This window comes from Cupriavidus basilensis, from assembly GCF_000832305.1.
GTDB classification, from domain to species: domain Bacteria; phylum Pseudomonadota; class Gammaproteobacteria; order Burkholderiales; family Burkholderiaceae; genus Cupriavidus; species Cupriavidus basilensis_F.
On the sequence record NZ_CP010536.1, the window covers coordinates 1,884,846 to 1,909,074 of the forward strand.

The window sequence follows — 24,229 nt, forward strand, 5'->3', positions numbered from 1 at the left end:
TAGCCATTGCAGCTAACCATGATGCAAATATTGTTTGCTGGTTGCCATCGCGCACGATGTGCCGAACCTTGAGCACTGGCCGGCGCGCAACCCGTCAACCCACCGGAACGTCCTCGCCCACGATCGCATCAATTTGCGCATACAGCCGATCCGACCCTTCGTCCGCCTGCAGTTCCAGATCAATCCATGCAGGCTTGATCAACGGGTCAGCCCCCGGCCCGCGTCGCGAAACGACCCGGATCAACCGTCCACCGCGCGCCTGTATGAACTCAGCCTCTGCTTGCGTGGACACATCGGGAACCACAACATCGTGGCCGTCGTGCCGGGCCAGCGTTTGCGAGAAGTACCCGACCAGCACATCCGGATCCATCGGCGAACGGATCCAGGATTCCCGAAGCGTGTACAGCAACTGGGCCGGTGACTTGCCGAGCGCCGGGATGACGTCGTGGAATCTTGCCGCGCTGAAGTACGTCTCACGGATGCCCGCACAGGCCTGGATCATGTGGCGCAGCGGGGCGTCGAAGGTGATGACGTGGAAGGCGCGGCTCCCGCAGGCCAGGTAGTTCGTGATGCGGTCCTGGCCGGAGCCCGGGCGGCCGCAGAGTCCTATGAGCATGAAGTTTCCTTGGTCGTGCAGCGTCAGGGAAGTCGATGTCATAGATTACCCATGGGTAACTAAAAATGCAAGATCATTGGGTAATTTTGATACCCCGCCAGGATCTTGCGGAGCGCGCAGGGCGGGGTGAGTCATCCGGCAAGCCGGTAGTCGCGCTTATCTCAGCTTGTGGACGTTTTCTTGCGTGGCTTGGCGGGTGCCTGCGTGCCGCTTTCGTGAACGGCGTTGCTGGCTAGCTTGAATGCCGTGCTTCTCCCGCCGGTCTTCAGGACGCGGGCAGTTCTGGTGTTTTTCTTGTATTTACGCACCGATTGCACGGTTTCGACCTGGGTGATCAATTCGATGGCCGCGAGCAGCCTGTCGATGTCTTCGTTGCGCAAGCCATTGATCAGGCGGGCGAATCGGGCGGCTATCTCGGGCGGCAGGGTTTCTTCTTTCGGGGGTGCGGCGGCGTCTTGTGCCTCGCCGTCCAGCCACAGGCGCGGCAGGCCGAGCTTGGCTTCGATGTCGCGAGCGAGATGTTCGCCGATGCGCTTTTTTCCGGCTTTACCTGTGTTCGAGAATATGCGGGAGAAGTATGAGGGGTCGCGGTCCAGCCGGTCTGATAGGCGCGCTATAGAGCCGCCGAACTGTTCGGCCATGATCTGGGCTAGGCGCTGTTCACGCGTGTCTTGAATATCCATGGCCCATTAAACCTGTGCATTACCTGAAGGTAAATTTTCTGTTGGTACTGCTAATTCAATGACTAATGGGTAACTTAGTGGATAATTTAGCGGGTAATTCGGTGGGTAATTCGGTGGGTAATTTACTGGGTAACTTAATGCGTGGCTTATGCATCAGGAGGCGTTTTCCAGCCATTGATGAATGGCGTGAGAGGCTGGCCGGGGTGCCGGGGATTCTGCTGGTGTGTCATCGTCGTGCGGTATCGCTTCGCCAGTCACCGGCCTGGCGTGGATCAGTCACACTCGATACGGTTGCGGCCGCGTTCCTTGGCGCGGTAGAGCGCCCCGTCGCTGCGCAACAGGGATAGGTCCGCGCTGAGATCGGTGGCATGCATGAGGGCAATGCCGACGCTGACGGTCAGCGTGACGATCTGGCTGCCGTCAAGCAGTGCGGTTTCCGCGATCTGATGCTGTACGCGCCTGGCAAATCGTGTCGCCGTCTCAAGGCTCGCATCGGGGAGCACCACGGCAAATTCCTCGCCGCCGATGCGGCCGGCGAAATCGTGTTTTTGCAATGCATCGCGCAGCAGCGCCGCGAAACACCGCAGGGCGTGGTCGCCCATGGCGTGGCCCCAGGTGTCGTTGATGGCTTTGAAGTGGTCGAGGTCAAACGTCAGGACGGCGGCAGGGCGGCCGTCCGTGCGCTGGATCCGGGCAAGCTCCTGTTCGATCCGCACGACGAAGTGACGGCGATTGGGTAGTTGCGTCAGGAAATCGATGGTTGCAAATTCCTGCAGTTCTCCCTCGATGCGCTTGCGTTCGGTCGCGTCCGTGATAAATCCATGCCATAGCGTGCTGCCGTCGTCGAGCCGCCGGGGACGCGCGTCGCCTTGCCGCCAGCGCAGTCCTTGCCTGGGCAGTTCGACGCGATACTCGAGGTGCCAGGGCGTCAGGCTGGCGGCGGACGCGTGAAGCGAGGCGCGGTAAGCCTCCAGGTCGTCGGGGTGGATGACGGCATGGATGGGGCCTGTGCTGGCGGCTACCTGTTGCGGCGTGAGCTCGTAGATATCGGCGATGCCGGCGCTGGCGTAGGACAGGAAGGATTCCCCCGTTGGCAGCAGGCGATGCTGGAATACCAGGCCGGGGACTTCGTTGGTCAGGCTGGTGACCAGGTCGACGGTTTGCTGCAGTTCTTCGGCCAGTGCCTGGATGGCCGTGATATCGGTGGTGGTGCCGATCATGCGCAGCGGCTCGCCGTTGCCGCCGCGGCTGACCACCTTGCCGCGGCTGGATATCCATTTATAGCTGCCATCCTTGCAGCGGATCCGGTGGTCCACCGCGTAGCTTTCCGTTTCCTGGTTGAAGTGGGCTTGTATGGTGGCCTGGACGTAGGCGAGGTCGTCGGGATGGACGCGGGTATAGCTATCTTCGATCCGGTTGGTGATCTCGGATTCTTCATAACCGATGATGGCTTTCCAGCCGGCCGAGTAGTGGATGCAGCCCGACTGGATATCCCGGTCCCAGACGCCCGTGCCGCTTCCCGCGATGGCCAGCTCAAGCCGCTTTTCGTTTTCCTCGAGCCTGCTGGCGTCGTCGTTCAGTTTGCCCTGGGCCAGGTCGCGCTCGACGATAGCGACCGCCATGTCGGCAAAGTCCTGCAGCAGGCCGCGCTCCGCCTGGTCCAGTTCGCGTGACCCTGCATCGAGCAGCCAGAAGGCGCCGAGCCGGCTGCCGCTCGATGTGGTCAAGGGGCACGCCGCGTGAAAGCCCATGGGCAGGCCGTCGATGAGGATGGGAACGTCGCCGGGATGCGCATCATCAAGCACGTCATGCAACGTAACCAGGGCAACCGGGACCTTGAAGAGGTGCCGCGCGAGTCGTGTCAGCGCGTCAAACCGCGCTTGCTGTAAGGCGACTGTCAGGCTTAGCCACCTAGAGGTGTCGATGCGTTCATGTCTAGCTTGCGCTTCGGTAGAGGCCCGCATATCCAGGTCAAATGACAATTGACGTTAGCCCGAGGGTGTTGATTGTGCGGATTGTGCGCAGGTGCTGCAACGTTATGCACGGCTGTGCCAATACTATCAGACGGATCGGCTCAAAGCGGGGCCGGCTAAGCGTTGTCGGCGAAAGGCAACTCTGCCTGTACCGGCAGCGCAGCCGGCGCCACTTCTCCCGCAGGCGTCAGCGCGCTGACCCTCACGCCCAGCAAGCGGATCTTCCGGTCCAGCGCAACGCGTTTGACGCATTCGGTCGCGGCGCGCCGCAGCTGTGCGGCGTCCGCCGTCGGGGCCGGCATGCTGAGGTCGCGGGTGACGGTGTGAAAGTCGTCGTAGCGCAGCTTGACGCCGATGGTGCGGCCCACGTAGCCCTTGCGGCGAAGGTCTTCCGCCAGGCGCTGGCACAGGCCGGTAAAGACTTCGGAGAGCGTCTGGCGGTCCTGCTTGGGGTGCAGGTCACGCTCGAAGGTGGTTTCCCGGCTCATGGACTTGGGCTCGGAGCTGGTGACCACCGGGCGTTCGTCATGGCCTTGCGCGATCTCGGCCAGCCAGGCGGCGTAGCTGCGGCCGAAATGGGTCTGCAGCATGCCCAGGTCCGCGCTGGCGAGGTCGCCGACCGTGGCGATGCCCAGCGCCGCGAGCTTCTCGGTGGCCTTCGGGCCGATCCCGTTGACCTTACGCACGGGCAGTGGCCAGATGCGCAGTGGCACGTCGCTGGCTGCCAGCAGGGTGAGCCCGTCGGGTTTGTCGAGTTCCGAGCCGATCTTGGCGAGGAGCTTGTTGGGGGCGATGCAGATCGAACAGCTCAGTCCGGTGGCTTCGCGCACCGCTTGCTTGATGCGGGTACCGATATCGGCGGGCTCGCCCGGCACGTCGCTCAGGTCGATGTAGATCTCGTCGATACCGCGGTCTTCGATGTCGCTGGTGAAGGTGGCGACGGCAGCCTTGAACAGGCGGGAGTAGTGCCGGTACGAGTCGAAATCCGTGGGCAGCAGGATGGCGTCGGGGGCGAGTTGCGCGGCCTTCATCATGCCCATGGCGGAGAACACGCCCAGCGCGCGGGCTTCGTAGGTGGACGTGGTGACCACGCCGCGCCCGGCGTAGTCGCGCAGGCGGGCAAAGCGCCGGCTGCCGTCGGGAAGTATCTCGGGTACCGCATTGCGTCCACCACCGATCACCACGGGCTTGCCGCGCAACTCCGGGTATCGCAACAGCTCGACGGACGCGTAGAACGCGTCCATATCCAGGTGGGCGATGCGGTGAGGTGCAGATGACATGGGGCGTCGGCGGGTGACTGTATGCATATACAGTATATCGAATTCTGCCGACAATACCGCTGCGTCCCGGTCGCGCTACCAGCGATGCACGTAGGTGGCCGTCATGACGATGCCCGCCGGCGCGAAAAAAAAGCCCGCGAACTGCGCGGGCCTTTGAAAGCGCAGCCGGTGTAAGCGGATCCGGCTGGCCCGCGATTGTCGCAATGGACGCCGGAATCTCTTTCCCCTCTGGCGATGGGATCAGCGCAGCAGGAAGGCGATATCGTCGACGCTGATCTGCGCCGGCGCGACGCCGCGGCGCTGCTGGAACAGGATGTGCTGGAGGACCTGGCGGCGCTGCCTGGCGAAGACGGCCAGGTCGATGGGAATGCCCGCCCGGGCGTAATGCTCGACCAGCAGCTTGTAGGCACGGTGGCGCATCTGCAGGGCTTCGCCTTCGGCGCGCAGCCGGCCGGTATCTTCCGGCGGTGTCACTTCAATCTGGCGTAACGCCTCCATGGCGGCGGCGTGCATGTCGCGATAGCGGTCCAGTTCGGTCTGGGTGGCGTGCAAACGCTCGCGCAGCGCGCGGATCTTGCGCTGCAGCTTCAATGTCATGCCGACGCCGTGCTCGATGAGGGCGACGGTTTCCAGCGCGTGGCTGGCTGCGGCGATCGTGTTTTTCCAGATGCCCCTGTCCGTCACCTCGACGTCCGGCGCCCAACCGTTGCTGGCTCCGCGCAAGCTTTTCATAAGACCCCTTGACCCTTGTGTTGATGTCCGGCGGACAGCTTTATGGTTGCCGTCCTGTCCCGGACCGCGGCGATCGTGCCACCGCGGTTGTGATGGGAATCGTACGGTCTGGCCGCGCGCGGGCGAAGTAGAAGATGCTTAGATCTGGTTTTCCCGACACCTATGTCGCGTCATGTCTGTGCGGCTCGACACCAGGTTACCGGTAAGCGAAATGGCGATGAGAAGCGGTCTTCTCCAGACTTGCTGGCGGGATGGTTGCCCAATTCGGCGCAAATCCGGCAGTCCCGCCTTCTATGCCGTACAGAGGGGGCCGAATCGGACTAGGATACAGAAATGGCACTTAATTTTCCCAATCCCAGCCGGAGTTACGACCCATCCAGGCATTGCGTATGCTTTTGGGGCTACGACAGTTCGCGTGAGATCTCCTTCGAGGTCGACCGAGCGGTACTCTCCAACCTCAGCCCCGAACTGCGCCCGGACGAGCCTGCCGTGCTGGAGGCATTCGACCGCCACCGCGACCACATCCTGGAACTCGCCCGCGGGCTCTATTCCCGCAGCCGGCAGAACAGGTACACCATCTCCTGACAGCGGCGCTAAAAGCGGCCAGCACTGCCGCGACACCAGCGGCATGCTGGAGGATGGCCGGCGCATGGCCAAATAGCTTCTTTCTCGCCAGCGGCCCGGCCGGCGCGAGGATCAGCTTTCCTGCGCTTCCAGCGTGAAGCCGGCGCCGTCGTCCTGGCGCAGCATCGTCACCAGGGCGGGCATGGCTGCCTCCAGGGTTTCCTTCAGGCGCCACGGCGGGTTGACGATGAACATGCCGCTGCCGTGCAGGCCCAGCCCGCCGGCGACGGGGTGCTTGACGCGCAGGGTGACGTGCAGCCAGCTCTTGAGCGGCAGTTTTTTCAGCTGCACCGGCAACTGCACGGATTCGCGGCGCTGCACTTCGGGATACCAGATCGCGTACATGCCGGTGGCAAAGCGCTGCAGGCAATCCTGCAGGCTGCGCACTACGCGGCCGTAGTCCTGCTTGTCCTCGTATGAAGGGTCGATCAGCACCAGTGCGCGGCGCGGCGGCGGGGGCAGGATGGCGTTGATGCCGGTAAAGCCGTCGCCGTCGTACAGCATGACGCGGCGGCCGGCGCCACGGAAGTTGTCGCGCAGCACCTGGATTTCGGTGCTGTGCATCTCGAACAGGCGCAGGCGGTCCGCGTCGCGCAGCATCTGCCAGGCGAGCCACGGCGAGCCGGGGTAGTGCTTCAGGTTGCCGTCCGGGTTCAGCGTGCGAACCTGCTCCAGGTAATCCTCGACCAGCGTCGGCATGGGCCGCTTGGCGGCGGCGGCCTGCCACAGCCGGGCAATGCCGGTCTCGAACTCGCCTTTTTTCTGCGCGTAGGCGTGATCGAGCGCGTACAGCCCGGCGCCAGCGTGCGTGTCGATGTACCAGAAGGGCTTGTCTTTCTGGCTCAACTGCTCCAGCAACTGGACCACGATGGCGTGTTTGAGAACATCGGCGTGGTTGCCGGCGTGGAAGGCGTGACGGTAGCTGAGCATGGCGAGGCGGGAAAAGGTCGTGCGGGGCGTGCGGGTGCCGGCCTGGAGGGGCCGGCGGCACAGGGCGCTATGCTACCATCGCCGGGCTTTGGGGCGGCCCTGCGGCATGCCGCAGGGCGCGCCTGGCGGGCGATTGCCGGCTTCTTCGCCAGTCTCCGCTTCCGATGCACTTCCAATGCGCTTCGCGTCTGACGCTCCTGCGCATTTCCCATTCTCCCGGCCTCAGCCGCCTTGTTGCCTTGTCCATGTCCCGCAGCCTAGATCTCGCCGAGCCCGCGTTTTCCGCTTCAGGCTTGCCCTACTCGCCGCGCTACGACGAGGCCTATCACGGCAACGAAGATAGCCTGGAGCGGGCCCGTCATATCTTCCTTGCCGGCAACGGCTTGCCGCAGGCCTGGGGCGGGCGCGACCAGTTCGTGATTGTGGAGGCCGGCTTCGGGTTGGGGCTGAACTTCCTGGCAACCTGGCAGGCATGGCGAGACGATCCCAAGCGTTGCCGGCGGCTCCACTTTGTGTCGATCGAGAAGCATCCGTTGACGAGCGAGGGGCTTGCCGCGATGCATGCCTGCATTGGCGCGCCGGCGGCGCTGGCGCCGCTGGCCGCCGAGCTGAGGGCCGCATGGCCGCTGGCGCTGCCTGGCCTGCACCGGCTGGAATTCGAGGGCGGGGCGGTCGTGCTGACGCTGGCATTTGGCGATATCGACGCCGTGCTGCCGCGGCTGGTGCTGGGCGCGGATGCGTTTTACCTGGACGGTTTTTCGCCCGCGCGCAACCCCGATATGTGGCAGCCGCCATTGATGAAGCGGCTGGCCCGGCTGGCCCGCCCGGAGGCCACGCTAGCCACGCACGTGGCGGACATCGCCTTCCAGCGGGGTTTGCAAGCCGCCGGCTTCGCGCTCAGCTCCGCACCGGGATATGGCTCAGAGCCACCGATGACCGTGGCGCGCTTTCCTGCCATGCGCGGCACGCGGCGCCAGCCGCCGCCATCCGCGGCCGCGTGGCCCGAGCGGCACGCGATCGTTATCGGCGCGGGCCTGGCCGGCTGCGCGGTCACGGAGCGGCTGGCCGCGCGTGGCTGGCGCGTGACCTTGTTCGATGCCCATGACGGCCCGGCGCAACTGACCTCGGCCCACCGTGCCGCCGCCATGCATCCGCACTTGTCCTCGGATGACAGCATCCTGTCGCGCCTGTCGCGCGCCGGCAACCTGCAGGCCCTGCGGACTTGGGCGGGGCTGGCGGCGGCGGGACATGCGCCCGGCTGGCAGGGCTGCGGCGTGCTGCAGACCGGTGCGGGCGTGGAGGACGCGGATATCCAGCAGGCGGCGCTTGCCGCCCTGGGTTTTCCGCAGGCGTTCGCGCGGTGGATGAGCGCCGAGGAGGCGGCCAGCCGGCATGGCGCGCCGGTGCCCCATGGCGGGCTGTGGTTCGGGCAGGGCGGCTGGGCGCCGCCGCCCGAGATCTGCCGCGCGCAGCTGGCGCGGGCCGGGGCGGCGGTAACGGCGCGCTATGGCAGCCGCGTTGCGCGGCTGGCGCGCGTGGCGGATGGCTGGCAGGCGCTGGATGAGGTGGGCATGGTCATGGCCGCGGCGCCGGTGGTGGTCGTGGCCAACGCGTACGAGGCGCTGCGCTTGCTCGCGCTGCGCCATATGACGATCGACCGGGTGCGCGGCCAGCTCACCACGCTGGCGCCGGCAGAGCTGGCGCGCCTTGGCGAATGGCCCGATTGCGTGGTCACCGGCACCGGCTACCTGCTGCCGCGCGCGGCGGACGGCACCGCGCGCATCGGTTCCAGCTACGAGCCGGATGCACAGGAATCCGGCGCGCTGGATGCGCGCCCCGCGGTGCACGCCGAGAACCTCGCCCGGCTCGCCGCGTTGCTGCCGGCGCTTGCCGGCACGGCCGCCAGCCTGGACCCGGCAATGCTCAGCGGGTATGTGGGCGTGCGCAGCGTCTCGCACAACCGCCTGCCGCTGATCGGCCGCGTGGCCGACGAGGCCCGGGCGGCGCGGGACGCCGCGGCGCTCAGCGGGGCGCGCCTAAGGGATATCCCTCGGCTGCCGGGGCTTTACGCGGCACTTGCATATGGCTCGCGCGGCCTCACATGGGCCGCATTGGGGGCGGAATTGCTGGCCAGCCAGATCGAAGGGGAGCCATTGCCGCTCGAGCTCGAACTGGCCGAGGCCATCGATCCGGCGCGCCTGCTGGTGCGCGCCTTGCGCCAGGGGACCGTGGCAGGCGGCGATGTGCCCGCCGAGCCGGTTCCCGGGTAAAAACTGCCGGAACCGAATGAAAACCGTGCGATAATGCCCGTTTTCCGTTTGCGTGGGCCTGCGCCCGGATGCTCTGGAAACGCCGATTTTTGCGCGTGTCCTGCATGCCGGGTACGGGTTTGCGTGCCGGGTATCGGCATTTGCCGTCGCTTTGCCTGTGTCTTCTCGGGCACGCGAGCGGGGTGCGCTTACGAACACAACAACACTCTGGATTGGATCAACGACCATGTCGAATGTCATTGAAAACCTTGGCAAACTGGACCGCAAGGTGACCCTGGCCATTCCCAAGGCCGAAGTCGAAAAGGAAAAGCTGGAACGTCTGGTTCGCCTGTCGAAGACGGTGAAGATGTCCGGTTTCCGTCCCGGCAAGGTACCGATGAAGATGGTCGAGAAGCAATACGGCCAGCAAGTCGAGTTCGAAGTGCGCTTCGACAAGGCTGCCCGCAAGTTCTTCGACATCACCAAAGAACAAGACGTCAAGGTTGCCGGCCAGCCGAAGTTCGAAGTCAAGACCGACGGCGTGGGCGAAGACGAAGTGGCCTTCGACGCGACCTTCGAGGTCTATCCGGAAGTCAAGCTGGGTGACCTGGCTGGCGCCGAAGTGACCCGCACCAAGACCGAAATTACCGATGCCGAAGTCGACAAGACCATCGACATCCTGCGCAAGCAGCGCGTGCACTACCACACCCGTGGCGAAGCCGGCGAGCACGGCGACGGCGGTGCGGAAGTGGCCGCCCAGAACGGCGACCGCGTGACCCTGGACTTCGTGGGCAAGATCGACGGCGTGGAATTCCCCGGTGGCAAGGCTGACGACTTCGCCTTCGTGCTGGGCGAAGGCCGCATGCTGCCCGAGTTCGAGCAAGCTGCGCTGGGCCTGAAGGTTGGCGAAAGCAAGACCTTCCCGCTGGCGTTCCCCGAGGACTATCACGGCAAGGACGTGGCCGGCAAGACTGCCGAGTTCACCGTCACGCTCAAGAAGATCGAGTGGGCGCACCTGCCGGAAGTGAGCGACGAGTTCGCCAAGTCGCTGGGCATCGCCGACGGCAGCGTCGAGAAGATGCGCGCCGACATCCGCGAAAACCTGGAGCGCGAAGTCAAGCGCCGCACGCACGCCATGCTGAAGGACCAGGTCATGGACGCGCTGTTGAAGGCGAGCGAGCTGGAAGTGCCGAAGGCCCTGATCGAGCAAGACCAGGAGCGCCTGGTGGAAATGGCGCGTCGCGACCTGGAGCAACGCGGCATGCCGAACGCCAAGGACATGCCCATCCCGGCCGAAATGTTCACGCAGCAAGCTGAGCGCCGCGTCAAGCTGGGCCTGATCCTGGCCGAGATCGTCAAGGCGCACGGCCTGGACGCCAAGGCAGACCAGATCAAGGCCGAGATCGAAGACTTCGCCAAGAGCTACGAAGACCCGAAGGAAGTCATGCGCTGGTACTACGGTGACCAACAGCGCCTGGCCGAGATGGAGGCCTACGTGCTCGAAAACAACGTGGTAAATTTCGTGTGCGACAAGGCCAAGGTCACCGACAAGACGGTGTCCTTCGAGGAACTGACTGCCGAAGGCAACAACCAGCCTCAGCAGGCCTGAGCCTGGTCCGTGGCCGGCGCGCGTGGCGCGTTGGCCGCAGCCTTGCCTCTTACCGAACTCCAGGAGAACTTGCATGACCCGCAATGATTTGCTTGACCGTCTGGCCACCACGCAGGCCTCCGCCCTGGAAACGCAGGGACTGGGGCTGGTGCCGATGGTGGTTGAGCAGTCCGGTCGGGGCGAGCGCGCCTATGACATCTATTCGCGCCTGTTGAAGGAGCGTCTGATTTTCATGGTCGGCGAAGTCAACGACCAGACCGCCAACCTGGTGGTCGCCCAGTTGCTGTTCCTGGAAAGCGAGAATCCCGACAAGGATATTTCGCTCTACATCAACTCGCCGGGTGGCTCGGTGTCGGCTGGCCTCGCCATCTACGACACCATGCAGTTCGTCAAGCCGGACGTGGCCACGCTGTGCATGGGCATGGCAGCCAGCATGGGTGCCTTCCTGCTGTCGGCTGGCGCCAAGGGCAAGCGTTCGGCGCTGCCCAACTCGCGCATCATGATCCACCAGCCGCTGGGCGGCGCGCGCGGCCAGGCCTCGGACATCGAGATCCAGGCCCGCGAGATCCTGTACCTGCGCGAGCGGCTCAACACGATCCTGTCGGAAGTCACCGGCCAGCCGGTCGACAAGATTGCCCGCGACACCGATCGCGACAATTTCATGAGCGGCGAGCAGGCAGTGGACTACGGCCTGATCGACAAGGTGCTCGCCCGCCGTGCCTGACAGACCGGCCCGGCTGCCGCAAGGCGGCCCGGGCAGGGGCCGGGCAGTGATCCTTCGGGAATCGCCGCCCGGCCGCAACGAAGAAGGCTATAGAGAAACGAGGCCTTGTGCCTCGTTTTTTGCTTTTGCCCCACAGCGTGGGGGTCTACCCGCCGCGCCATTTTTTTTGGCGTATGATGCGTTTGAAGCGTATCCCCGCAGCGCTCCGGTACTGCGGCACGCACACTGCTAATGTGACTGATTCCTATGGCGGATAAAAAAGGTTCATCCAGCGAGAAGCTCCTTTACTGCTCGTTCTGCGGCAAGAGCCAGCACGAGGTAAAGAAGCTCATCGCGGGCCCGTCGGTGTTCATTTGCGACGAATGCATCGACCTGTGCAACGAGATCATCCGCGACGAGGCTGCTGCATCCGACAAGGACGCGGGGGCCACGGCCAAGTCCGATCTCCCCACCCCGCACGAGATCCGCGAAAGCCTGGATCAATACGTGATCGGGCAGGAGCAGGCCAAGAAGATCCTGGCCGTAGCGGTGTACAACCACTACAAGCGCCTGAAGCACCTTGGCAAGAAGGACGACGTCGAGTTGTCCAAGAGCAACATCCTGCTGATCGGTCCCACCGGTTCGGGCAAGACGCTGCTGGCGCAAACGCTGGCGCGCCTGCTCAATGTGCCGTTCGTGATCGCCGATGCCACCACGTTGACCGAAGCCGGCTATGTCGGCGAGGACGTGGAAAACATCATCCAGAAGTTGCTGCAGAACTGCAACTACGAGGTGGAAAAGGCACAGCGCGGCATTGTCTACATTGATGAGATCGACAAGATCTCGCGCAAATCCGACAACCCGTCCATCACCCGGGATGTCTCCGGTGAAGGCGTGCAGCAGGCCCTGCTGAAGCTGGTCGAAGGCACCATGGCTTCGGTGCCTCCGCAAGGTGGCCGCAAGCACCCGAACCAGGACTTCCTGCAGGTGGATACCACCAACATCCTGTTTATCTGCGGCGGTGCGTTCGACGGCCTCGAGAAGGTCATCATGCAGCGTTCGGACAAGACCGGTATCGGTTTTGCCGCGCAGGTGCAGAGCAAGGAAGAGCGCGAGGCCAGCGAAGTGCTGCCGCAGGTCGAGCCGGAAGACCTGATCAAGTTCGGGTTGATCCCGGAACTGATCGGCCGCCTCCCGGTAGTGGCTACGCTGGCCAAGCTGGACGAAGCCGCGCTGATGCAGATCCTGGTCGAGCCGAAGAACGCGCTGATCAAGCAGTACCAGAAGCTGCTGGCGATGGAAGGCGTTGAGCTGGAAATCCGCCCGGCCGCGCTCTCCGCGATTGCCCGCAAGGCAATCCGCCGCAAGACCGGTGCACGTGGCCTGCGTTCGATCCTTGAGCAATCGCTGATGGATGTGATGTACGACCTGCCTAACTACAAGGGCGTGCAAAAGGTGGTGATCGACGAGAACACCATCACCGGGGACGCGCCGCCGCTGCTGATGTACGAGGAACAGCCGAAGGTGGCTGGTTCGAACTGACGCGAACGCCGGCGCTTATGACGATGCCAGGCCGGCAGCGAGTCCTGAGAGGCCGTTCGCGAAAAGCGAGCGGCTTTTTTTCTTCATTTTCGTAAAACGAAGGGGAGGAAACGGGGGTATGCTGTCTGGACGGGTCTTGCAAGTGCGGGGAGCAGCATTTTGCAACTAGCATCGAATCGCGCGCAAAGGATGTCTTGCAATCGATTCATGAGACCCAATTTACGCCTAAATGACTGACTGGGGAAAATGATGTCCGGAACACAACTCCTCCCGGCTGAGCCGATTCGCTTGCCACTGTTGCCGCTGCGCGACGTGGTGGTGTTTCCGCACATGGTGATCCCACTGTTCGTGGGACGTCCGAAGTCCATCAAGGCGCTGGAAACTGCGATGGAGGCGGGCAAAAGCATCATGCTTGTGGCCCAGAAAACGGCGGCCAAGGATGAGCCGACCGCTGACGACCTCTATGAGGTGGGCTGCATCGCCAACATCCTGCAAATGCTCAAGCTGCCCGACGGCACCGTCAAGGTGCTGGTGGAAGGCACGCAGCGCGCGAATATCCGCGAAGTGAGCGAAGACGAATCGCACTTCATGTGCGAAGCCGTGCCCGTGCCGCCGGGTCCGGTCGAAACCGCCGAGACGGAGGCGCTGCGCCGCGCCATCGTGTCGCAGTTCGACCAGTACGTAAAGCTGAACAAGAAGATCCCGCCCGAGATCCTGACGTCGCTGTCGGGTATCGACGAACCGGGTCGCCTGGCCGACACCATCGCCGCGCATCTGCCGATCAAGCTCGAGCAGAAGCAGAAGATCCTGGAGATGGTGAATGTCACCGAGCGCCTGGAGAGCCTGCTGTCGCAGCTCGAAGGCGAGATCGACATCCTGCAGGTGGAAAAGCGCATCCGTGGCCGCGTCAAGCGCCAGATGGAGAAGAGCCAGCGCGAGTACTACCTCAACGAGCAGGTCAAGGCCATCCAGAAGGAACTGGGCGAGGGCGAAGAAGGCGCTGACCTGGAAGAACTCGACAAGCGCATCAAGGCTGCGCGCATGCCGAAGGAAGCCAAGAAAAAGGCGGACGCCGAATTCAAGAAGCTCAAGCTGATGTCGCCGATGTCGGCGGAAGCCACGGTCGTGCGCAACTACATCGACACGCTGGTCAACCTGCCGTGGCGCAAGAAGAGCAAGGTCAACAACGACCTCGCCAACGCCGAGCGCGTGCTGGATGAAGACCACTACGGTCTCGAGAAGGTCAAGGAACGCATCCTTGAGTATCTTGCAGTGCAACAGCGCGTGGACAAGGTGAAGGCGCCGATCCTGTGCCTGGTTGGGCCCCCTGGCGTGGGCAAGACCTCGCTCGGGCAGTCCGTTGCGCGTGCCACGAACCGCAAGTTCGTGCGCATGGCGCTGGGCGGCGTGCGCGACGAGGCCGAGATCCGTGGCCACCGTCGTACGTACATCGGCTCGATGCCCGGCAAGATCCTGCAAAGCCTGGCCAAGGTCGGCGTGCGCAATCCGCTCTTCCTGCTCGATGAAATCGACAAGATGGGCATGGATTTCCGCGGCGATCCGTCGTCGGCATTGCTCGAAGTGCTGGACCCGGAACAGAACCACACGTTCCAGGACCATTACATCGAGGTCGATTTCGACCTGTCCGATGTGATGTTCGTGGCGACCTCCAATTCGCTCAACATTCCGCCTCCGTTGCTGGACCGGATGGAAGTGATCCGCCTGTCGGGTTACACCGAGGAGGAAAAGGTCAACATCGCCCAGCGCTACCTGCTGCCCAAGCAGATCAAGAACAATGGTCTGAAGCCCGGCGAGATGGAAGTGAACGAAGACGCCCTGCGCGACATCATTCGCTACTACACGCGGGAAGCGGGCGTGCGTTCGCTTGAGCGCGAAGTGTCGAAGATCGCCCGCAAGGTGGTGAAGCTGCTGCTGCTCAAGAAGGAAACGGGCACGGTCAAGGTCGCGTCCGAGAACCTGGACAAGTTCCTTGGCGTGCGCAAGTACGACTTCGGCCTGGCCGGCAAGGAAAACCAGGTAGGCCAGGTGACCGGTCTGGCGTGGACGGAAGTGGGCGGCGATCTGCTGACCATCGAAGCCGCGATCATGCCGGGCAAGGGCAACATCACCCGCACCGGTTCGCTGGGCGACGTGATGAAGGAGTCGGTCGAGGCAGCACGTTCGGTGGTGCGCTCGCGGGCACGTCGTCTGGGCATTACGGACGAGATGTTCGAGAAGCGCGACATCCACATCCACGTGCCTGAAGGCGCCACCCCCAAGGATGGCCCTTCGGCAGGCGGTGCGATGACCACGGCGCTGGTGTCGGTGCTCACGGGCATTCCGGTGCGTGCTGACGTGGCCATGACCGGTGAGATCACGCTGCGCGGCGAAGTCCTGCCGATCGGTGGCCTCAAGGAGAAACTGCTTGCGGCGCATCGCGGCGGTATCAAGCTGGTGCTGATCCCCGAAGAGAACGTGAAGGATCTCGCGGAGATTCCGGACAACGTCAAGAACGCCATCGAGATCGTCCCGGTGCGCTGGATCGACAAGGTCCTGGAACTCGCGCTCGAGCGTAAGCCCGAGCCTCTGCCTGAAGAAGTGGCCAAGCCTGCCGATGTGGCGGACAAGGGCGCTGCCAAGGTCGAGATGATTCATCACTGATGATGTCTCGCTGATGCTGCCGTAGCTTGCTGGCAGCGCATGAAAAACGCCGCGGGTGTCCCCCGCGGCGTTTTTCCATTCTGGCCCCTGTGTTCCGTCTCCTGTTTCATGCCACGTCGCACAGCCTTTGCACAACGTGCAGGCGCATTTTCCGGCCTGTAAAAATGCCTGCGAAGAATACTTGGCAAAACGCCAAAGGCTGTATTACACTTGCGCCCTCGCAACGCAAACAGCAGTAATTACTCTGATATGTGCGCGGCGATGCTTGCAGCATGCAGTGCGGCTGCGGTACGAGCGGGTGCTTAGCTCAGTTGGTAGAGCGGCGCCCTTACAAGGCGTAGGTCGGGGGTTCGAGCCCCTCAGCACCCACCACGCTCCTGCCGCAAGACAAGCCAGACACACGGATGCATCCTGCAACACCAATTCAGGAGTGGTAGTTCAGTTGGTTAGAATACCGGCCTGTCACGCCGGGGGTCGCGGGTTCGAGTCCCGTCCACTCCGCCAAACAAGCAGTCAGCAAAACGGGCCCTTAGTGGCCCGTTTTGCTTTTTGCGCATCACTTCGCTTTACGCATTCGGCGCGCCGTTCCTGATCAAGCCGGCTCCGGCTTGCGGTGTCCCGGAGCACCCGCCCGGCAAGGGCAGATATGGCTCGCCAATTGCAGCCGCGGGGCTGCGAATCGCGTGAAGCCTGCCGCTCCTGATAGAATCCCGAGGTTTGCCGTTCGGTACCAACCCTTTTTCTGAGTCAGCATGCTTGATTTCGTACGCAACAACCGGCGCTTGATGCTTTTGCTGCTGCTGGTGCTTGTCTTCCCGTCGTTTGTGTTCTTCGGCGTGGAGAGCTACTCGCGTTTCATGGACAGCTCGCACGACCTTGCCAAGGTCGACGGCCGCGCTATCACGGCGCAAGAAGTGGATAACGTGGTGCATGACCAGAGCGAGCGCATGCGCCAGATGCTTGGCACGAACTACGATCCGCGCCAGTTCGAGGGCGCGCAGGCACGCCAGCAGGTGCTCGACCAGCTGATCCTGCAGCGCGTGGTGGCGGATGAGGTGGCCAAGAAGCACCTGACTGTTTCCAACGAACGCCTGCTCGAGACGATCAGCAGCATTCCCGCCATCGCGCAGTTGCCGAAAAAGAAAGACGGCACGATCGACGACAAGGCCTACGTTGGCCTGCTGGCCCAGCAAGGCATGACGCCCGAGCAGTTCGACGCCCGCATGCGTTTCGACCTGGCCACCCAGCAGCTCAGCAGCTCGGTTGGCGCGACCGCCTTCGTGCCGAAGTCCTTGCTTGACCGCCTGATCGCCATTCGCGACCAGCAGCGCGACGTGCAGGCGCTGCAAATCAAGGCGGCCGATTTCACCGCCAAGGTCAATCCGGATGACGCCGCGCTCAAGGCTTACTACGAAAGCCACAAGGCGGCGTTCTCGGTGCCCGAGCAAGCCAAGGTCGATTACCTGGTGCTGTCGGCCGACGCGCTGGCCGCATCGACGCCGGTCACGCCCGAAGAGCTCAAGTCCTACTACGACAGCAACATCGCGCGCTTTCGCACCGACGAGCAGCGCCGCGCCAGCCACATCCTGATCGGCTCGCCCAAGGAAGCCCCGGCCGCGGAGCGCCAGGCCGCCAAGGAAAAAGCCACCAAGCTGCTCGAGGACCTGCGCAAGCATCCCGAGACGTTTGCCGACGTGGCCCGCAAGCAGTCGCAGGACCCGGGCTCGGCGCAGAAGGGCGGCGACCTCGGCTTCATGGGCCGTGGCGCGCTGGTCAAGCCGTTCGAAGACGCGATGTACGCGCTCAAGGATGGCCAGATCAGCGACGTGGTCGAGACCGACTACGGCTATCACATCATCAAGCTCACCGGCATCAAGCCGGCCGAGACCAAGCCGCTTGACCAGGTCCGTACCGAACTGGAAGCGGAGTTGCGCAAGCAACTCGCCGCCAAGAAGTACACCGAACTGGCCGACACGTTTGGCAATACGGTCTATGAGCAGTCCGACAGCCTCAAGCCGGCCGCCGACAAGTTCAAGCTGACGATCCAGAGCGCCGACAACGTGACCCGCCAGCCGAACCCGGCCCTGGGCGCGCAGAACCCGCTCAACAACGAGAAGCTGCTCAAGGCGCTGTTCAGCGATGATTCCGTCAAGAACAAGCGCAACACCGAGGCCGTGCAGGTTGGCCCCACCACGCTGGTGGCGGCGCGCATCGTCGACTACCGCCCGGCCACGGTGCGCAAGTTCGAAGACGTGCAGGCCAAGGTGCGCGAAGGCTATATCGCGCAGCAGGCAGCCGAGCTTGCCGCCAAGGCGGGCGCGGAACGTCTCGAAGCGCTGAAGAAGAGCGGCGGCGCCGACGGCTTCGGCGCGCCGGTAACGGTCTCGCGCGCCAAGGCCGACGGCCTGGCACCGAAGGCTGTGGAAGCCGTGATGCGTGCCGATACCGCCAAGCTGCCCGCGTATGTCGGCGTGGACCTGGGTGCCGACGGCTACGCGATCTATCGCATCGGCAAGGTCAGCCAGCCTGCGCAGGCGGATGCCGCGCAGCGCCAGGGCGAGGCGCAGCAACTGGGCCAGATGCTCGGCCAGAGCCAGCTGGAAGCCTTCTACGAAGGTCTGAAGGACCGGGCCAAGGTGAAGCTGCTCAAGCCCGCCACCACGACGCAAGCCGGTCCGGCCAGCGACGCTGGCGCGCAGTAAACCTGCTGCTCGCAGCCATAACGAGAAAGGCGCCTTCGGGCGCCTTTCTCGTTATGGCAAAGCCGCGGACAACTAGCGGGTAGCGGTCTCGGCCGCTGGCGTCTTCAGCAAGGGCTTGAGCTGCGGCCAGACGGTATCGAGCAGCGCGCCCTGCGCCTGCGCCGTGGGATGGAGGCGGTCCGCCTGGAACCACTCTGGCCTGGCGATGACTTGCTCCAGCAGGAAGGGCACCAGCCGGACCTTGTACTCGCCGGCCAGCTTGGGGTAGAGCGAGAAGAAGCGCTCGGTGTAGTCCGGCCCGTAGTTGGGCGGGATGCGCATGCCCACCAGCAGCACGCTGGCCTTGGCTTGCTGCGCGCCGGTGACGATGCTGCGCAGGTTGGCCTCGGTGGTCTGCAGCGGCAGGCCGCGCAAGGCATCGTTGGCGCCCAGCTCCACGATGACCACGGCCGGATGGTGCCTTGCCAGCAGGTCGGGCAAGCGCGTCTTGCCGCCCACCGTGGTCTCGCCGCTGACGCTGGCATTCACGACGTTATAATCGAAACGTTCCGCCCGCAGACGCGCCTCCATCAGCTTGACCCAGCCTGCATCGCGGGCCAGGCCATACTCAGCGGACAGGCTGTCGCCCAGCACCAGGATGGCGGGCGTTGCCGCACGCGCCATCGACGCCGTGGCCGGCACCATCGCGGGCACCAGCGTGGCCACGCTCACCGCCAGCGCCAGCTTTCGCCAACCGCACCAGAACTTCTTGCTCATGTCTTCATCCATTCTTGCAGTCGAGTCATTAGGAAAGACCGTAGCCGACACGACAGGTTCGCTGACGATTTTGCACGACGTGTCGTTTTCCGTCACGTCCGGCGAAACGCTGGCCATTGTGGGCGCATCCGGCTCGGGCAAATCCACCCTGCTGGGCTTGCTGGCGGGCCTGGACCTGCCCACCACGGGCACCGTCAAGCTCAACGGGCAGGACCTGTTCCAGCTCGACGAAGACCAGCGGGCAGCGCAGCGTGGGCGCCATGTGGGTTTTGTGTTCCAGTCGTTCCAGCTGGTCGGGCACCTGAGCGCCCTGGAAAACGTCATGCTGCCGCTGGAGTTGCGCGGGGAGACCGCGGGCGTGCGCGAGCGCGCCGCCGACATGCTGGCCCGCGTGGGGCTGAGCGGGCGCCTTTCCCACTATCCGCGCACGCTCTCCGGCGGCGAGCAGCAGCGCGTGGCGCTGGCGCGGGCGTTTGTGGCCCGTCCCGACATTCTCTTTGCCGACGAACCGACCGGGAGCCTGGATACGGCAACTGGCGAGGCCGTGATTGCGCTGATGTTCGAGCTGAACCGCGATGCCGGTTCCACCCTGGTGCTGGTCACGCACGATCGCTCGGTGGCGGCTCGCTGCGGGCGCATCCTGACCATCGAAGCCGGCCGGGTTGCCAGCGACGAATGGATGACCGCGCCGGTTTGATAAACCGCGGTGTCAGGCGTTGCCGAGCGCCGCGCGCGCGCGCGCAATCAGGCTGCCGGTCGATGCATCGTGCTGCCCGGCGGCGGCACTTTGCGCATGGTTAAGCTCGCCCTCGATCGGCTTGGCCAGGATCTTGCCGAGTTCCACGCCCCACTGGTCGAACGAGTTGATGTTCCAGACCACGCCTTGCACGAAGGTGCGGTGTTCGTAGAGCGCGATCAGCGCGCCGAGGGTATGCGGCGTGATGTCTTGCATCAGCAGCGTGTTGCTCGGCCGGTTGCCCTCGAACACCATGTGGGCGATACGGATCTCGTCGGTGAGGCCCGTGGCGCGCAGTTCCTCGGCCGTGCGCCCGAGCATCAGCGCCTCGGCCTGGGCAAAGCAGTTGGCCAGCAGCTTGGCGTGATGGCCGGGCAGCTGGCGCGGCGGCCGCAGCGGCGCCACGAAATCCACCGGCACGATCTGCGAGCCCTGGTGGATCAGCTGGAAATAGGCGTGCTGGCCGTTGGTGCCGGCGGAGCCCCAGACCACCGGCGCGGTATGGGCGCGCACGTGGCGGCCGTCGAGCTGCACCGATTTGCCGTTGCTCTCCATTTCCAGTTGCTGCAGGAAGGCAGGGAACAATTCGAGCGAGGTGGAATACGGCGCCATGCAACTGGTCGGCATGCCGAAGAAGTTGCGGTACCAGATGCCGAGCATGCCCAGCACCACGGGCATGTTCTGCGCCAGCGGCGCGCTGCTGAAATGCGCATCCATGGCGCGGCCACCGATCAGCAGGTCTTCGAATGCATCGAAGCCCACCGCCAGCGCAATCGATATCCCGACCGAGGACCACAGCGAGAAACGCCCGCCGATCCAGTCCCAGAATTCGAACATGTGCGCCGGGTCGATACCGAAGGCGCGCACCGCCTCCACATTGGTCGATACCGCGGCGAAGTGGCTGGCGAGCTGGTCCTTGGCCACGCCTTTGTCGAGGAACCACTGGCGCGCGCTGCAGGCGTTGGCCATGGTCTCGAGCGTGGTGAAGGTCTTGGAGCAGACGATCACCAGGGTTTGTTCGGGGTCAAGCCGCTCCAGGCATTCGGCCAGTTCGGTGCCGTCCACGTTGGAGACGAAATGCATGCGCGGGCCGTTGCCGGCCAGGTGCGAGAGCGCGCGGCACACCATGCGCGGGCCGAGGTCCGAGCCGCCGATGCCGATGTTGATGACGTCGGTGATGCGCTTGCCGGTGAAGCCGGTCCAGTCACCGCTGCGCACGCGCTGCGAGAACACGCGCATGCGGTCCAGCACGGCGTGGATGGCGGGCATGACGGACTTGCCGTCGACCTTGAAGGTTGCGTCGGCGCCGGCGCGCAGCGCGATGTGCAGGACCGCGCGGTCCTCGGTGGCGTTGATGTGGTCGCCGGCAAACATGGCATCGCGGCGTTTCGGCACGCCGGCTTCATCCGCCAGTTGCATCAGCAATGCCATGGTCTGTGGCGTGATGCGGTTCTTGGAGTAATCGAGATACAGGCCTGCGGCTTCCAGCGAGAACTGCTCGACGCGTTGTTCCGCGGAGCCGGCGGCAAACCACTCGCGCATCGGCGTTTCGCGAATGGCGTCGTGGTGTTGCAGAAGTGAGTGCCAGGCGTGGAGGTCTGTGGGCATGCGTGCGGAATTCTTTGAAGGACTGCGCGGAAGTACCGTTTCAAGCTTGGTTTTTCGGCTAGGTAGCATTGCTCCCCGGCAGCCAGCCAGGCTGGCCTTGCGCAACGGTCAGAAGCCTCTCAAGTATAACGCGCCCATCTGGCACGACTCGGCGTTTTGGCGGCAAAAGACGGCATTAGTGCTTCCGAGGGGATCGGTCGCCGGGCGCATGCCTGCGCGCGCTGGCGCTGTTCTCCCGTCAGCCGGGCCGGCCGAGCCGGCGCGCGACGGCCCGCAGCGCTGGCTCACCGCCCGCCACGCATGCCCCGCCCACGCAGATCACCGCCACGCCGAGCGCAGTGATCCAGTCCGGCAACTGGCCGAACGCCAGGTAGCCGATGGTCGTCGCCGACAGGATCTGCAGGTAGAGGAAGGGGCTGAGGAATGAGGCGTCGGCGTACTGGAAAGCGCGAATCACAAAATAGTGGCCAATCGAGCCGGTGACGCCGGTGCTCAGCAGGAGCACGGCTTGCAGCGGCGTGGGTACCGCCTCGAACCAGAAGAAGGGCACCAGCAGGGTGGTCAGGGCGGCGCCGGTCACGCCGCTCTGGATCAAGGTGGTCATGGGCGCGTCATGCGCTGCAATGCGCCGCGTCAGCATCTGCATCAGCGCGAACACCAGTGCCGACAACAAGCCCAGCGCAATGCCGGGCCCGCTCAACTCGCCGCCGGGGCGCACCACGATCAGCATGCCGATGAAGCCGATCGCTACGCCGCTCCAGCGGCTGACACGCGCATGCGCGCTTGGGCGCTCGCCCAGCAGCCAGGGCGACAACGCCACCACGAACAACGGCGCGCAGAAATTCAGCGCCGTGGCCTCGGCCAGCGGCATCAGCTTGAGCACGCTGAAGAACACCAGTGTGGAGACCAGCATCATTCCCCCGCGCAGCCACTGCAGGCCCGGTTTCACGGGGCGCCATTGCTGGCGCACGCGCGCCGGCCCGAGCAGCAGGAAGATGGCGGCCACATGGCCCACGTAGCGTACCCACGCCACGCCCACCACCGGCAGGCCCTGCTGGGTCAGCGTCTTGCTGCTGGCATCCAGCAGGCTGAGTATCCATTGGCCGAGCACCAGCAGGGCCACGCCGGTAAGCAACTGGCGCCGGGCCGGCGAGGTGCCGGCAGCCTGCGCGCGGGCGCCGCCATCCGTCGCCTTGCTCATGCCTGCCGCGCCCGCAGCAGAGCATTGAACAGGTCGCGCACCGGCAGGTAGAGCTCGCTCGCGGTCAGGCCGGCGGGGCCGGTGCCCTGCGCCACCAGGTGGTCGGCGGCGCGCCCGTGCAGCCAGACCGCGGCCTGTGCGGCCTGCAGCGCCGGCATCCCCTGGGCCAGCAGGGCGCCGATCATGCCGGCCAGCACGTCGCCGGTGCCGGCGGTGGCCAGGCCGGCATTGCCGGTCGGGTTGATCGATAGCGACACGCTGCCAAGCGCATCGGGCGGCGACGCGATCACCGTGCCCGAGCCCTTGAGCACGACTACGGCCTGCCACTGGGCCGCCAGCGAGCGCGCCGCCGCCAGGCGGTCGCGCTGGATCTCGGCCACACTGATGCCGGACAGGCGCGCGGCTTCGAGCGGGTGTGGCGTCATCACGCGCACCGGCGGGCCGCCGCCAAGCATGGCGGCAAGCGCGGGGTCCGCGGCCAGCAGGTTCAGCGCATCGGCATCCAGCACCAGCGCGGGCGGCTCGGTGGCGGCCACGCTGGCTTGCAGCAACTGCGCCAGCTGCTTGCGCGCCGCCGTGCCCGTGCCCATGCCCGGGCCGATCACCAGCGCGGACATATTGGTCAGCTCGATCTCCGCGATCGGGTGCAGCATCAGCTCCGGGTGAACAGGGTCGATCAGCGGCGCGGGCTGCGCCAGGAAAGCGATGTGCACGCGCCCGGCGCCGAGGTGCTGCGCGGCACGCGCGCCAAGCAGCGGTGCGCCGGTCATGCCGATGCCGCCGCCGATCACGGCGAGCGAGCCGAACGTGCCCTTGTTGGTCGCATGGCGCCGCGCGGGCAGCGCCGATGCAAACGACGCCGGCACGCTGACCGTGGCGCAGGCGGACTGGGCCGGCGGATAGAGCAGGCCGAGCGGGGCGATATCGACCTCGCCCGCGCAATCGCGCCCGTCGAGCGTGAGCAGGCCCGGCTTGGCGCCGATGAAGGTGAGGGTGCGCAAAGCGCGTACCGCCGGCGCGCCGGCGCCGGTATCGGCGAACAGCCCGCTCGGGATGTCGAGCGAGAACACGGGCAGCCGGGACTCGGCAAGGTGCGCGATCCACTGCGCCGTGAAGCCATCGGCGGCGCGGTTCAGGCCAATGCCGAACAAGCCGTCGACCAGCGCGCAGGTGTCCGGGGGAAACGGCGGCAGGGTGCCATGGCAGGCGGATTCCGGCATGGCGTGCAGTATCACGCCGGCCGCGCGCGCCTCCAGCCAGGCACGCGCGGCGTCGGCGGGCAGGCGATCGGGCTCGGCCGTCAGCCACACCTGCACCTGGCGCCCGGCCTGGTGCAGGCGGGTGGCGGCCACCAGCGCGTCGCCGCCGTTGTTGCCCGGGCCGGCCAGCAGCAGCAGCGGGCCCGCGGGCGCGTGGTGCGCCAGCCAGGCCGCCGCGGCGGCGCCGGCTCGGGACATCAGCGCGAAGGCGGGCAGGCTGGCCAGGGCGGCCGCTTCGATGTGGCGCACGGACGCCACGTCGTACAACGGGATCGCGCTGGCGCTTGCCGCGTCCAGGGGCAGCCAGGCATCGTCGGGCAGCGCAGCGGCCAGCGTGGGAGAAGTCGGGGCAGAGCTTTGCATGG

Annotated in this window: 18 protein-coding genes and 2 tRNA genes; 10 read left to right on the plus strand and 10 right to left on the minus strand. The window is 65.0% G+C overall.

The genetic code is table 11. From position 1 onward, the window contains the following. Window positions 1-94: 94 nt before the first annotated feature. The 5 genes from RR42_RS08975 to RR42_RS40695 form a co-directional block, all read right to left on the minus strand. Entirely contained in the window at window positions 95-616 is a 522-nt protein-coding gene (locus tag RR42_RS08975; protein WP_043345904.1) for a hypothetical protein, read from the minus strand. A 161-nt stretch (window positions 617-777) separates the two neighbouring features. Next, a complete protein-coding gene (locus RR42_RS37685; RefSeq protein WP_052494543.1) occupies window positions 778-1,299 on the minus strand; it encodes a hypothetical protein in 522 nt (173 codons plus the stop codon). A gap of 272 nt (window positions 1,300-1,571) precedes the next feature. Beyond that, window positions 1,572-3,281, minus strand: a complete 1,710-nt coding sequence (locus tag RR42_RS08985) for a sensor domain-containing diguanylate cyclase (RefSeq protein WP_236702006.1) — start codon at window positions 3,279-3,281, stop codon at window positions 1,572-1,574. 107 nt (window positions 3,282-3,388) lie between these two features. Next, window positions 3,389-4,552 carry a DNA polymerase IV gene (gene dinB / locus RR42_RS08990; RefSeq protein WP_043345906.1) on the minus strand — a complete coding sequence of 388 codons (1,164 nt, stop codon included), beginning with the start codon at window positions 4,550-4,552 and terminating at the stop codon, window positions 3,389-3,391. A 240-nt stretch (window positions 4,553-4,792) separates the two neighbouring features. Further along, complete coding sequence (locus tag RR42_RS40695) at window positions 4,793-5,284, minus strand: hypothetical protein (protein ID WP_043345909.1); 492 nt, start codon at window positions 5,282-5,284, stop codon at window positions 4,793-4,795. A 333-nt stretch (window positions 5,285-5,617) separates the two neighbouring features. Between RR42_RS40695 and RR42_RS09000 the strand changes: the two genes are divergently transcribed. Next, window positions 5,618-5,869, plus strand: a complete 252-nt coding sequence (locus RR42_RS09000) for a DUF1488 domain-containing protein (protein WP_043345911.1) — start codon at window positions 5,618-5,620, stop codon at window positions 5,867-5,869. A gap of 111 nt (window positions 5,870-5,980) precedes the next feature. Here the strand turns inward: RR42_RS09000 and RR42_RS09005 are convergent, their stop codons facing one another. Next, window positions 5,981-6,838 carry a 23S rRNA (adenine(2030)-N(6))-methyltransferase RlmJ gene (locus tag RR42_RS09005; RefSeq protein WP_043345913.1) on the minus strand — a complete coding sequence of 286 codons (858 nt, stop codon included), beginning with the start codon at window positions 6,836-6,838 and terminating at the stop codon, window positions 5,981-5,983. Between the two features lie 245 nt (window positions 6,839-7,083). On the opposite strand from RR42_RS09005, the gene mnmC reads away from it, so the two are divergent. The 8 genes from mnmC (at window position 7,084) to RR42_RS09045 (ending at window position 18,304) form a co-directional block, all read left to right on the plus strand. Next, entirely contained in the window at window positions 7,084-9,108 is a 2,025-nt protein-coding gene (mnmC, locus tag RR42_RS09010; protein ID WP_043345915.1) for a bifunctional tRNA (5-methylaminomethyl-2-thiouridine)(34)-methyltransferase MnmD/FAD-dependent 5-carboxymethylaminomethyl-2-thiouridine(34) oxidoreductase MnmC, read from the plus strand. Between the two features lie 226 nt (window positions 9,109-9,334). Beyond that, window positions 9,335-10,696, plus strand: a complete 1,362-nt coding sequence (tig, locus tag RR42_RS09015; RefSeq protein ID WP_043345917.1) for a trigger factor — start codon at window positions 9,335-9,337, stop codon at window positions 10,694-10,696. A 73-nt stretch (window positions 10,697-10,769) separates the two neighbouring features. Next, the gene (clpP, locus tag RR42_RS09020) at window positions 10,770-11,420 is read left to right on the plus strand and encodes an ATP-dependent Clp endopeptidase proteolytic subunit ClpP (RefSeq protein ID WP_043345919.1); all 651 of its coding nucleotides are present in this window, start codon (window positions 10,770-10,772) and stop codon (window positions 11,418-11,420) included. Between the two features lie 246 nt (window positions 11,421-11,666). Then, a complete protein-coding gene (gene clpX / locus RR42_RS09025) occupies window positions 11,667-12,941 on the plus strand; it encodes an ATP-dependent Clp protease ATP-binding subunit ClpX (protein ID WP_043345921.1) in 1,275 nt (424 codons plus the stop codon). A gap of 249 nt (window positions 12,942-13,190) precedes the next feature. Further along, on the plus strand, window positions 13,191-15,602 hold the full coding sequence (lon, locus tag RR42_RS09030; protein WP_043351692.1) for an endopeptidase La: 2,412 nt from the start codon (window positions 13,191-13,193) through the stop codon (window positions 15,600-15,602). A gap of 296 nt (window positions 15,603-15,898) precedes the next feature. Next, window positions 15,899-15,974, plus strand: a tRNA-Val gene (locus tag RR42_RS09035). A 55-nt stretch (window positions 15,975-16,029) separates the two neighbouring features. Beyond that, a tRNA-Asp gene (locus RR42_RS09040) sits at window positions 16,030-16,106 on the plus strand. Window positions 16,107-16,354: 248 nt separating this feature from the next. Further along, window positions 16,355-18,304: a SurA N-terminal domain-containing protein gene (locus RR42_RS09045; protein ID WP_043345923.1), complete on the plus strand. Its 1,950-nt coding sequence runs from the start codon at window positions 16,355-16,357 to the stop codon at window positions 18,302-18,304. A gap of 72 nt (window positions 18,305-18,376) precedes the next feature. Here the strand turns inward: RR42_RS09045 and RR42_RS09050 are convergent, their stop codons facing one another. Beyond that, window positions 18,377-19,060: an arylesterase gene (locus tag RR42_RS09050; RefSeq protein WP_144409794.1), complete on the minus strand. Its 684-nt coding sequence runs from the start codon at window positions 19,058-19,060 to the stop codon at window positions 18,377-18,379. Between RR42_RS09050 and RR42_RS09055 the strand changes: the two genes are divergently transcribed. Further along, window positions 19,059-19,757 carry an ABC transporter ATP-binding protein gene (locus RR42_RS09055; protein WP_043351695.1) on the plus strand — a complete coding sequence of 233 codons (699 nt, stop codon included), beginning with the start codon at window positions 19,059-19,061 and terminating at the stop codon, window positions 19,755-19,757. The two genes, RR42_RS09050 and RR42_RS09055, sit on opposite strands and share 2 nt — an antisense overlap. A 12-nt stretch (window positions 19,758-19,769) precedes the next feature. Here the strand turns inward: RR42_RS09055 and pgi are convergent, their stop codons facing one another. The 3 genes from pgi to RR42_RS09070 all read right to left on the minus strand — a co-directional run bounded on the left by pgi (window position 19,770) and on the right by RR42_RS09070 (window position 24,227). Further along, on the minus strand, window positions 19,770-21,404 hold the full coding sequence (gene pgi / locus RR42_RS09060) for a glucose-6-phosphate isomerase (protein ID WP_043345927.1): 1,635 nt from the start codon (window positions 21,402-21,404) through the stop codon (window positions 19,770-19,772). Between the two features lie 238 nt (window positions 21,405-21,642). Further along, on the minus strand, window positions 21,643-22,605 hold the full coding sequence (locus RR42_RS09065) for a DMT family transporter (protein ID WP_052494544.1): 963 nt from the start codon (window positions 22,603-22,605) through the stop codon (window positions 21,643-21,645). Next, a complete protein-coding gene (locus RR42_RS09070) occupies window positions 22,602-24,227 on the minus strand; it encodes a bifunctional ADP-dependent NAD(P)H-hydrate dehydratase/NAD(P)H-hydrate epimerase (protein ID WP_043345930.1) in 1,626 nt (541 codons plus the stop codon). The genes RR42_RS09065 and RR42_RS09070 overlap by 4 nt, the downstream gene beginning before the upstream one ends. Window positions 24,228-24,229: the final 2 nt, after the last annotated feature.

Coding starts and splice junctions, on each gene's coding strand:
- RR42_RS08975 (WP_043345904.1), bottom strand. CDS start 616: ATGCTCATAGGACTCTGCGGCCGCCCGGGCTCCGGCCAGGACCGCATC.
- RR42_RS37685 (WP_052494543.1), bottom strand. CDS start 1,299: ATGGATATTCAAGACACGCGTGAACAGCGCCTAGCCCAGATCATGGCC.
- dinB (WP_043345906.1), bottom strand. CDS start 4,552: ATGTCATCTGCACCTCACCGCATCGCCCACCTGGATATGGACGCGTTC.
- RR42_RS40695 (WP_043345909.1), bottom strand. CDS start 5,284: ATGAAAAGCTTGCGCGGAGCCAGCAACGGTTGGGCGCCGGACGTCGAG.
- RR42_RS09000 (WP_043345911.1), top strand. CDS start 5,618: ATGGCACTTAATTTTCCCAATCCCAGCCGGAGTTACGACCCATCCAGG.
- RR42_RS09005 (WP_043345913.1), bottom strand. CDS start 6,838: ATGCTCAGCTACCGTCACGCCTTCCACGCCGGCAACCACGCCGATGTT.
- mnmC (WP_043345915.1), top strand. CDS start 7,084: ATGTCCCGCAGCCTAGATCTCGCCGAGCCCGCGTTTTCCGCTTCAGGC.
- tig (WP_043345917.1), top strand. CDS start 9,335: ATGTCGAATGTCATTGAAAACCTTGGCAAACTGGACCGCAAGGTGACC.
- clpP (WP_043345919.1), top strand. CDS start 10,770: ATGACCCGCAATGATTTGCTTGACCGTCTGGCCACCACGCAGGCCTCC.
- clpX (WP_043345921.1), top strand. CDS start 11,667: ATGGCGGATAAAAAAGGTTCATCCAGCGAGAAGCTCCTTTACTGCTCG.
- lon (WP_043351692.1), top strand. CDS start 13,191: ATGTCCGGAACACAACTCCTCCCGGCTGAGCCGATTCGCTTGCCACTG.
- RR42_RS09045 (WP_043345923.1), top strand. CDS start 16,355: ATGCTTGATTTCGTACGCAACAACCGGCGCTTGATGCTTTTGCTGCTG.
- RR42_RS09055 (WP_043351695.1), top strand. CDS start 19,059: ATGTCTTCATCCATTCTTGCAGTCGAGTCATTAGGAAAGACCGTAGCC.
- RR42_RS09050 (WP_144409794.1), bottom strand. CDS start 19,060: ATGAGCAAGAAGTTCTGGTGCGGTTGGCGAAAGCTGGCGCTGGCGGTG.
- pgi (WP_043345927.1), bottom strand. CDS start 21,404: ATGCCCACAGACCTCCACGCCTGGCACTCACTTCTGCAACACCACGAC.
- RR42_RS09065 (WP_052494544.1), bottom strand. CDS start 22,605: ATGAGCAAGGCGACGGATGGCGGCGCCCGCGCGCAGGCTGCCGGCACC.
- RR42_RS09070 (WP_043345930.1), bottom strand. CDS start 24,227: ATGCAAAGCTCTGCCCCGACTTCTCCCACGCTGGCCGCTGCGCTGCCC.